This window comes from Methylobacterium goesingense, from assembly GCF_022179225.1.
GTDB classification, from domain to species: Bacteria; Pseudomonadota; Alphaproteobacteria; order Rhizobiales; family Beijerinckiaceae; genus Methylobacterium; species Methylobacterium goesingense.
Genome location: NZ_BPQL01000042.1, coordinates 1 through 8,848 on the forward strand (window position 1 = coordinate 1; position 8,848 = coordinate 8,848).

At 63.4% G+C, this 8,848-nt stretch carries 9 protein-coding genes and 3 pseudogenes; 7 read left to right on the forward strand and 5 right to left on the reverse strand.

Annotated features, from left to right (window positions below; genetic code table 11):
• Positions 1–448: 448 nt before the first annotated feature.
• Genes MFF30_RS08350 through MFF30_RS08370 form a run of 5 tightly spaced genes read left to right on the forward strand, consistent with a single transcriptional unit; the run spans position 449 to position 4,226 of the window.
• Positions 449–1,480, forward strand: coding sequence for an ABC transporter substrate-binding protein (locus MFF30_RS08350; protein WP_238278652.1), 1,032 nt, complete (start codon positions 449–451; stop codon positions 1,478–1,480).
• Positions 1,481–1,490: 10 nt separating this feature from the next.
• Complete coding sequence (locus MFF30_RS08355; RefSeq protein ID WP_238278654.1) at positions 1,491–2,402, forward strand: ABC transporter ATP-binding protein; 912 nt, start codon at positions 1,491–1,493, stop codon at positions 2,400–2,402.
• Positions 2,403–2,458: 56 nt separating this feature from the next.
• Entirely contained in the window at positions 2,459–3,316 is an 858-nt protein-coding gene (locus tag MFF30_RS08360; protein WP_373320868.1) for an ABC transporter permease, read from the forward strand.
• A 56-nt stretch (positions 3,317–3,372) separates the two neighbouring features.
• The gene (locus tag MFF30_RS08365) at positions 3,373–3,786 is read left to right on the forward strand and encodes a YeeE/YedE family protein (protein ID WP_238278658.1); all 414 of its coding nucleotides are present in this window, start codon (positions 3,373–3,375) and stop codon (positions 3,784–3,786) included.
• Positions 3,783–4,226, forward strand: a complete 444-nt coding sequence (locus MFF30_RS08370; RefSeq protein ID WP_238278660.1) for a DUF6691 family protein — start codon at positions 3,783–3,785, stop codon at positions 4,224–4,226. The genes MFF30_RS08365 and MFF30_RS08370 overlap by 4 nt, the downstream gene beginning before the upstream one ends.
• Before the next feature lie 13 nt (positions 4,227–4,239).
• Here MFF30_RS08370 and MFF30_RS08375 read toward each other — a convergent pair.
• Positions 4,240–4,481, reverse strand: a pseudogene (locus MFF30_RS08375) (LLM class flavin-dependent oxidoreductase); the annotation flags it as partial.
• Between the two features lie 641 nt (positions 4,482–5,122).
• On the opposite strand from MFF30_RS08375, the gene MFF30_RS08380 reads away from it, so the two are divergent.
• A complete protein-coding gene (locus MFF30_RS08380; protein ID WP_238278662.1) occupies positions 5,123–5,314 on the forward strand; it encodes a hypothetical protein in 192 nt (63 codons plus the stop codon).
• Here the strand turns inward: MFF30_RS08380 and MFF30_RS08385 are convergent, their stop codons facing one another.
• Positions 5,315–5,590: a hypothetical protein gene (locus MFF30_RS08385; protein ID WP_238278667.1), complete on the reverse strand. Its 276-nt coding sequence runs from the start codon at positions 5,588–5,590 to the stop codon at positions 5,315–5,317. It lies immediately after the preceding gene.
• On the opposite strand from MFF30_RS08385, the pseudogene MFF30_RS08390 reads away from it, so the two are divergent.
• Positions 5,516–5,727 (forward strand): annotated as a pseudogene (locus tag MFF30_RS08390) (transposase); the annotation flags it as partial. The gene MFF30_RS08385 and the pseudogene MFF30_RS08390 sit on opposite strands and share 75 nt — an antisense overlap.
• A 45-nt stretch (positions 5,728–5,772) precedes the next feature.
• On the opposite strand, the gene MFF30_RS08395 reads toward MFF30_RS08390, so the two are convergent.
• The 3 genes and pseudogenes from MFF30_RS08395 to MFF30_RS08405 all read right to left on the reverse strand — a co-directional run.
• Positions 5,773–7,167 (reverse strand): aminotransferase, encoded by a 1,395-nt coding sequence (locus MFF30_RS08395; protein WP_238278663.1) that lies wholly within the window; start codon positions 7,165–7,167, stop codon positions 5,773–5,775.
• A gap of 128 nt (positions 7,168–7,295) precedes the next feature.
• Entirely contained in the window at positions 7,296–8,246 is a 951-nt protein-coding gene (locus tag MFF30_RS08400) for an AraC-like ligand-binding domain-containing protein (RefSeq protein WP_238278665.1), read from the reverse strand.
• 120 nt (positions 8,247–8,366) lie between these two features.
• Positions 8,367–8,848, reverse strand: a pseudogene (locus MFF30_RS08405) (integrase core domain-containing protein); the annotation flags it as partial.

Here is an 8,848-nt window from a genome sequence, read left to right on the forward strand (position 1 = left end):
ATCAACGGCGCCCCGAAGACCGATATTCAACCGTATTCAGGCCGGGCGATCAACGAAACGATCTTTCCATCTTCGGCGGATAACGAAAGAAATAGCCTCCGGACGAGCCGGCTCCGGGGTGAAATGCTTGCCGGGACGTTCGATCGGGCTCCGGTCCCCGCGGAGGCCGCAACGCCTCCACGGAGGATCGGCGAAAGAAGTGGCACTTCCCTGCATGGGAGCGGAGTTTCCGGCGCTAAATTGCGCGCCGGGAGAAATACCCTCCGAAAGCCCGAGCGCGAAACACTGATATTCTCCGGCACGAACCGAATAAAGACAGCACTTTTATTGACCCGCCTGGGACACAGGATACCATCTTCGGCATCGATCCAGGGTTCTTTCCCGACTCGGATCACCTGAATTGCCTGCAGATAACACAGCTTCTCTAGACATTTCGGCGGCGGATACGATGACGACCAGGCAACATACCTTCCTCTCGCGGCGGCTGGCGGGAGCCCTGCTCGGCGGACTGGCGCTATGCGCGTCGCTTGCCGGCGGCGCGGCGGCCGAGGGCCAGTTGCGGATCGCCAAGCAGTTCGGCGTCGTCTACCTGCTCCTCAACGTAGTCGAGGATCAGAAGCTCATCGAGAAGCACGGCAAGGCGGCCGGCCTCGACATCAAGGTCGACTACGTCCAGCTCTCGGGCGGTGCGGCCGTCAACGACGCGCTGCTGTCAGGCAACATCGAGGTCGCGGGGGCCGGCGTCGGGCCGCTCTTCACCCTCTGGGACCGCACCCGGGGCCGGCAGAACGTCAAGGGCATCGCCTCGCTCGGCAACTTTCCCTACTACCTCGTCACCAACAATCCCGCCGTGAAGAGCATCGCCGACTTCGGTGAGAAGGACCGGATCGCGGTCCCGGCGGTGGGCGTCTCGGTGCAGTCGCGCATCCTGCAATGGGCCTCAGCCAAGCTCTGGGGCGACAAGGAATTCGCCAAGCTCGACCGACTCAGCGTCGCGGTCCCGCACCCGGAGGCGGCGGCCGCGATCATCAAGGGCGGCACCGAGATCACCGGCCATTTCGGCAACCCGCCCTTCCAGGACCAGGAACTGGCCGAGAACCCCAAGGCCCGCATCGTCCTGAATTCGTACGACGTCCAGGGCGGCCCGTCCTCCTCGACGGTGCTCTACGGGACGGAAGCGTTCTACAAATCCAGCCCGAAGACCTACAAGGCTTTCTTGGACGCACTCGACGAGGCGGCGAAGTTCATCACCGAGAACCCCGGCAAGGCGGCCGAGATCTTCGTTCGAACGACCAGCAGCAAACTCGATCCGGCGCTGCTGAAGGCAATCATCACCAACCCGGCCGTGACCTTCAAGGTGACACCGGAGAACACCCTCGGGCTTGGCCAGTTCATGCATCGGGTCGGGGCGATCAAGTCCGCGCCCGAGGTTATCGGCGATTACTTCTTCGCCGATCCGCGCATCACCACCGGCAGCTGAGCGGCCCGCGATGATCTGCGCCGCCACCCTGTCCGACCTCTACGTCCTCGAACTGGCCGAGCCGCGCCCGCACGGCGGCGTCCGGCGCGAAGCCGCCCCCGCTCGGCCGGCACCGGAGCTAGAGCCTCCCCCCGCGCCCGCCCCGTCGCCTCTGCTGCAGATCCGGGGCGTCACCCTGGAATACCGCACGCCGCAGCGGGTGGTGCGGGCCACGCACCGGATCGACCTCGACATCCATGCGGGCGATCGCTTCGTCCTGCTCGGGCCCTCGGGCTGCGGCAAGTCCACCCTGTTGAAAGCGGCGGCCGGCTTCATCACGCCGGTGGAGGGCGCGATCACCCTGGCGGGCGCTCCGGTGCGCGCGCCCGGGCCCGACCGCATCGTTGTCTTCCAGGAATTCGACCAGCTGCCGCCCTGGAAGACGGTGGCGCAGAACGTCGCCTTCCCGCTGCGCGCCGCCAAAGCGCTCGGCCGACGGGAGCCACAGGAGCGCGCGCGCCACTACATCGACAAAGTCGGGCTCACGCCCTTCGCCGACAGCTACCCACACCAGCTCTCGGGCGGCATGAAGCAGCGGGTCGCCATCGCCCGCGCCCTGGCGATGCAGCCCCGGGTGCTGATGATGGACGAGCCCTTCGCGGCGCTCGACGCCCTGACCCGGCGGCGGATGCAGGAGGAGCTCCTGGCCCTCTGGGACGAAGCCCGGTTCACGCTGCTCTTCGTCACGCATTCGATCGAGAAGGCGCTCGTGGTCGGCAACCGGGTGGCCCTGCTCTCGCCCCATCCCGGACGGGTGCGGGCCGAGTTCAACAGCCACGCATTCGATCTTACGAGCATCGGGAGCGAGGCCTTCCAGGGAGCGGTGCAGCGGCTGCACACCCGCCTGTTCGAGGCCGACGCCCCGGCGGAGGCGAACCGATGAGCGCGTCAGCGACCCGCCCCGATCTCTTCACCCGGAACCACGTCTGGCGCGACCTAATGCCGGCGGTCCGCCCGGAGTACGACCGGGTGCTCGCGCCTTTCGTGGAGGCGCCGGTGGAACGCACGCTGCCGCTCGGCGCGCGGCTGTGGCAGCGGGACTGGCTGCGCAAGGGCCTGATCATCGCCACCCTGGCGCTGGTCTGGGAGGGTCTGGCGCGCTGGCAGGACAACGACCTGCTGCTGCCCGGATTCCTGGCCACGATGTCGGCCCTCTTCGACGGACTCGCCAACGGCGAGCTCATCGACCGGGTGCGGATCTCCTTGACCGTGCTGGTGCAGGGCTACCTCGCCGGCATCGTGCTCGCCTTCGGGCTGACGACGTTCGCGGTCTCGACGCAGTTCGGCCGCGACCTGCTCTCGACCCTGACGGCGATGTTCAATCCGCTGCCGGCCATCGCCCTGCTGCCGCTCGCCCTGCTCTGGTTCGGCCTCGGCTCCGGCAGCCTGATCTTCGTGATGATCCATTCGGTGCTGTGGCCGATGGCGCTCAACACCTACGCGGGCTTCCAGGGCGTACCCGAGACCCTGCGGATGGCGGGGCGCAACTACGGCCTGCGCGGGCCGTCCTATGTCCTGCAGATCCTGATCCCGGCCGCCCTGCCGGCGATCCTGTCGGGCCTGAAGATCGGTTGGGCCTTCGCATGGCGTACCCTGATCGCGGCCGAGCTGGTGTTCGGAGCTTCCTCGGGGCGGGGTGGCCTCGGCTGGTACATCTTCCAGAACCGCAACGAACTCTACACCGACCGGGTCTTCGCCGGTCTCGTCCTGGTCATCGTCATCGGCCTCGTGGTCGAGAACCTCGTGTTCGCGGCCTTCGAACGGATCACCGTTCGGCGCTGGGGCATGGCCCGCTAGGATAGGGCCCGGTAGAGTATGAGGCGACACGCGGTGGCGGAGCAGGGCCGATTCCGATGAACACCTATGCGTCCGGGTTCGCCGGCGGCGCGCTGATCGGCCTGTCGGTGGCGCTCCTCATGCTTCTGAACGGGCGCATCGCCGGGATCAGCGGCCTCGTGGCCGGCCTCGGCCGGGACCGTGGCCTGCGCCAATGGGTCGATGCCGCCTTCGTCGCCGGCCTGATCGCCGGGCCGCCGGTCTTCGCCCTCGCCACCGGGGCTTGGCCGGCGATGCGGTTCGTCGCTCCGCTGCCGGTGCTCGCCGTCGCTGGTCTCCTCGTCGGATTCGGCACGCGCCTCGGCTCGGGCTGCACCAGCGGTCACGGTGTGGCCGGCCTTGCCCGGCTCTCAGCCCGCTCGCTGGCGGCGGTCCTGACTTTCCTCGGGACAGGCATGCTCACCGTCGCCCTGTTGCGAGCGCTGGCGTGAGCGCGGCGCTCCGCCTGCTCGCAGCCCTGGCCGCCGGATTGGTCTTCGGGCTCGGCTTGTCGCTCTCAGGAATGCTCGACCCGACCCGGGTGCAGGGCTTCCTCGACGTGACCGGCGCCTTCGACGGGCGTCAGGCCTGGGACCCGACCCTGGCCTTCGTGCTCGGCGGCGCGGTCAGCGTCGCCGGCCTCGGCTACGCTCTGGCTCGGCGCCTGCCGCGCCCGGCCCTGGCCGTCGCCTTCGAGTTGCCGACGAACCGCCGGATCGACCGGCCGCTGATCGGGGGCGCAGCCCTGTTCGGGATCGGCTGGGGCCTGTCGGGCCTCTGTCCCGGCCCCGCCGTGGCGGCCCTGTCGACGGGGACGCTGCCCATGCTGGTCTTCGTTGCCGCCATGCTGGTGGGCATGGCCGCTCATCAGTGGTTCGTCGCCCGCGCCTGACGCTCATCGCACCCCGGAGCAGGACCTCGACGGCGAAGCGCCGCATCTCGGCCTCGAACGGCTGGAATTGCAGCATGCAGAGTTCGACGCCGGCGGCATGGAAGGCGCGCATGCTCGTCTTCCGCCTCCGCATCGGTCTCGCGGGCGATGACAAAGGCCGAGAGCCCGTCCGTCGCACAGCGGCGCGGTGGCAGCGGGATGGCGGGCAACGTCGACGATCAGCGCCGCCATTTCAGCGAGGGGCTGGCCGTTGATGCATCAGACGGCGGCTTGGACTGCCGGCATCGCAAAAGATACCAGCGCGGCAGCCCCCAGGCCGGCGCGCAGGATCGTTCTGGCGCAGACGGTCGGCAAACGCACGGACACGCTGGGCGGCCCGCTTCAGCTTCGGCACGGCACTGCAGAACGCTTCGGCGAATGGAAAAATGCACGGTCTCCGCGTCGCCGCCGTTCGTCGGCATGAGCGTGTCGACCTTTTCGTCGTACGCCTTGACGAGTAACGCGTCGGTCTCGCATACGCCGGCCTTCGCCGGCCATTCCCGTTGGGCCGCCCTGATGCGTCCACTTGCAGCCTCCCGCAGGGCTGCGGCGTAGCACCTCGAGAGAATCGCGTCCCAGGCGCCGAGGGCAGCTTCGGCACAGGTGAGGTGCACTGCTCCCGAAATGGCCCTGATGCAGGCGAAGCTGGCCGCCCGCGCCGAGCTTGCGGTCCCAACGACGGCGAGAAGCGCGGCGGTGGCGACGTGTCCAACGCGACGGCCTCGTTCTGATGTATGGTTTGCCCGAGATCAGCACGCGGCTCGCCGCTGCCGTGATGAATGCGGATCGGATTTAGGCTGGAGGTATGGGTTCTCACGCGCCAGCCCCATATGTCGGTCGAAAGCGGAGATCATGTCGTGTTCACAGTGAAGGGAACCGATCCGAGCGGCAGGGCCATGGCCTTCGCCTGCGGGACGGACGAGCAGGCGATGGAGAAGACCTGGGAGCTGCGGCGTCGGGGCTTCCGGGACGTCGTGGTCGTCGATCCAAAGGGCAAGGAGCACGGAGATGCCGCCTTCGAGCGGTCCCTCGAGATCGACTGGGACTAGTCAAGGCACCAATATGAATCGGTGTCTAACGGTGACCCTGTCTCGATTGCTATTCAGCATCTGAGAAAAGGAGAAAGTATCAATCCCAAGTGGGGTCACGATCGGCTCAAATCGTGACCCCACCTCTTTGAGCATTTCAGCTTGAGCTACTACTGACTCACGATGATCTATGACAAGGGTCATGGTTCGACGCTGATCCACGCCCTGGAAGTGGTCAAACGGCCAGACGCCAAGCGCGGCTTCGCCCTGCTGCGGCGGCGATGGGTGGTAGAGCATGTTCCTTCTCCTGGGCCACGCGCTTCCGACGCCTCGTCAAGGACGACAAGCGCTATCACAGCACGCTCGCAGACCTCGACATCGTCGCCTTTGTTTGCCGCATGCTCCAAGAAGCCGCTCAACTGACGGACGGTTCATATCAACCTGTAAGAAACGCCGGCGACCTTTCTCGATCTCGCTTGTCAGCCCACTTTTTGCGCCGTGAAGGCGCGAGCCGTGGCATCCAGGGCTTCCAATGTAATCTTGAAAACCTCATCGACCTGGGGGCGGGTGATGATCAGCGGCGGCATCAGCGCCATTGTGTCGCCGATGGCGCGCAGCGCAAGGCCACGCTGCAGTGCTTCCGCACTGCAACGATCGCCAACCCTCAGCGACTCGTCGAAAAGACGGCGCGTTTCCTTGTCCGCGACGAGCTGGATCCCTGCAAACAGACCGCAACTGCGTACATTGCCGACGATTGGATGATCCGCGAGGCTTGCGATGAGCTCGCCGAAATAGTGTCCGACATCTGCGGCGTTCTCCACAACGCTCTCAAGCTCCATGATGCGGATATTTTCAAGCGCGACGGCAGCACCGACAGGGTGTCCGGAATTGGTGAAGCCGTGATAAAACTCCCCACCCTTTTCAATTAACATCGACGCGATGCGGTCGCTCACCATCGTTGCTGACATCGGAAAATAGGACGAGGTGATACCCTTGGCAATTGTCACGAGGTCAGGACTTTCGATGCCGAATGTCTCGCAGCCGAACCACTTGCCGGTGCGGCCGAATCCCGACACAACTTCGTCGACCACGAGAAGGACGTCATACTTCCGGCAGATGTTCTGAATTTCCGGCCAATAGGTCGCCGGCGGCACGATCGCACCGCCCGCGCCCTGGAATGGCTCAGCGAAGAACGCGGCGACGCGCTCAGGGCCCACGTGCAGAATTTTTTCCTCAAGCCAGCCGGCAGCCGTCAGGCCGAATGCTTCAGGAGACTGATCGGCGCCGTTCATATACCAGTACGGAGCCTTAATCCGCTCAATACCCGCAATGGGCATTCCGCCGCCGGACTCATAGAAGACCGGATTGCCGGAAAGACTTGTCGTGGCAATAGTGCTGCCGTGATAGGCTTGCTCGCGTGCGATGACCACGTTCTTCTCTGGCTTCCCGGCGAGTTTCCAGTAGCGGTGGACCAGCTTGAGCGCTGTTTCAACGGCCTCAGAACCCGAATTTGCAAAGAACACGTGGTTTAGACCACGCGGGGCCAGTTGAACTAATTTTGCCGCGAGCGCGATCGCGGGCTCATTCGACGTCTTGAAGAATGACTGGCTGTAGGACAGTCGCTTCATCTGACGTGCTGCGACATCAGCGAGTTCCTGGCGACCATATCCCAGATTGACGCATCCGAGCCCGGCAAGACCGTCGATGATCCGGCGACCGTCGGCATCCCAGATGTAGATACCCTCTGCGCGATCCTGGATGGTTGCACCCTCGGCATGCAATTCCGAGTAATCCGTGAAGGGATGCAAATAGTGTGAATTATCGCGCCGTTGCAGCGCAGTCATTTCTGAGTTGATTGGTGAGATTTCATTCATGTGCGAGATCCTCCTGATCGATCACGGCCATCGGAGGATCATATAAAGTCTTCACACCTATCTCCTGCTCGTCCGTGCAGGGTTTTTGTCTTTCCGTGCAATTCGACAGCCGCAGATCAGGAAATCTTTCACAACCGACGGGCGCTCCGACATTCGCGAGGTGTCACCCCAAACCGGCGCCGAAACGCTCGACTGAAATGGGCGGTGTCTTTAAAGCCCCAAGCCAGCGCAATATCACTAATCGATCGGCCGGACATGCGGATATCCTCGATCTCCTTGCGACATTGCTCCAGGCGGCTATCTTGGATGAAGCGCGAAATGGTCGTACCCTCGCTTTCGAACAGATAGTATAAATTGCGAAGCGACAGACCTTGTGCTCTCGCTGTTGCGGCGGGCGAAAGTGAATCATCGGCAAGGTTGGATTTGATATAAGATTTTACCCGCGACAGAGCCGCATGCTTACCGTCGCTTTCGGTGACTTGACCCGATTGATCGAGCGAGAGAAGGGCAATACCGAGCAATCGCATCAGGTTGTCCTGCAGACAATCGGCGATGGTCAGGTCTTCGTCGCTTTTGCCCATCACAAGCGACTGCACATAGGAATACAGAAACCTTCCCGGCCCGTTCGTTCCAGAGAAACCCCGCGCGGTCACCCGTTCGCTGCATTTCAATCGATCTCCCAGCATCCGGCGAGGGAAATCGACCGACAATTGGCGGAAGGGGCCGTCAAACCGCATCTCATAAGGGCGGGAACTGTCGTAAATCGTCACCTCGCCCGGGCGTGTCAGCGCCTCACGGCCATCCTGTATGACGGTGCCTGTGCCCTCGATCTGAAAATTGATCTGGATCGGGTTGTCGCTGGATTTACGAATATAGCGACTTTCGCGCGTGACGACGGATCGGGTCGAAGAAATATCCGATAGAACGACTTCACCTATCTTGTGCCAGTTGATCAGCCCGTAGAATTGCGCGGTGTTTTCAATCGTGACATCTGTCTTCGTATAGAGGTCGGAGATTACTTCCTCCCAGAAACGCCTGCGGGTGCCGATCTGAACCTCATTCGTGGAAATGCTGCCCATTATGGTTCACGACGCCTATTTGAAAAAAGCAAGGAAGCGTTACATAACAAATGTCACTTGTCGGGTTGCTGAGGCCTGGTAGTGACCTGACCGGTATTTTGGACGGATCCGAATGAGAAGCTACGGCATGGCCGTTGCCATGAGTCGTCGGAAGGCCAGATCAAGGAAGCCGATAGGCGCAGGCGGCTGGTAGCACAGGGACGAGTGCGGCCGGACGCGGTTGTCGGTGTTTTGCAAGAGGGCAATCACGGCCTGGGCTTCCTTGAGCGAGTAGAAGATCTCTCGGCGCAGGAATTCGTCGCGCAGCTTGCCGACTTTGGCCCCCTATTCGCGCAGTGCCTTCCAGATCGTCTCAGGGCCATTGCCGCAGGGAATGTGCTCTGGGACGCCAGAAAGAGACACATGGCGTCGGCCAGCGCCTCGATCACGCCGAGGCTGCTCATGCGTCGCGCCACCTTTAGCGCGAGGTATGCCCGGCTGTGCGCCTCGATCAGCGTTAGGATACACAGCCTTCGCCCATCTTGCGTCTGGGCCTGCACGAAGTTGAAGATCGCGACGTGATTGCGTCGAACCCGGTCTTTACCTGTCAAACAGCGTTGAAC

Coding starts and splice junctions, on each gene's coding strand:
- MFF30_RS08350 (WP_238278652.1), top strand. CDS start 449: ATGACGACCAGGCAACATACCTTCCTCTCGCGGCGGCTGGCGGGAGCC.
- MFF30_RS08355 (WP_238278654.1), top strand. CDS start 1,491: ATGATCTGCGCCGCCACCCTGTCCGACCTCTACGTCCTCGAACTGGCC.
- MFF30_RS08360 (WP_373320868.1), top strand. CDS start 2,459: ATGCCGGCGGTCCGCCCGGAGTACGACCGGGTGCTCGCGCCTTTCGTG.
- MFF30_RS08365 (WP_238278658.1), top strand. CDS start 3,373: ATGAACACCTATGCGTCCGGGTTCGCCGGCGGCGCGCTGATCGGCCTG.
- MFF30_RS08385 (WP_238278667.1), bottom strand. CDS start 5,590: ATGCTCTACCACCCATCGCCGCCGCAGCAGGGCGAAGCCGCGCTTGGC.
- MFF30_RS08395 (WP_238278663.1), bottom strand. CDS start 7,167: ATGAATGAAATCTCACCAATCAACTCAGAAATGACTGCGCTGCAACGG.
- MFF30_RS08400 (WP_238278665.1), bottom strand. CDS start 8,246: ATGGGCAGCATTTCCACGAATGAGGTTCAGATCGGCACCCGCAGGCGT.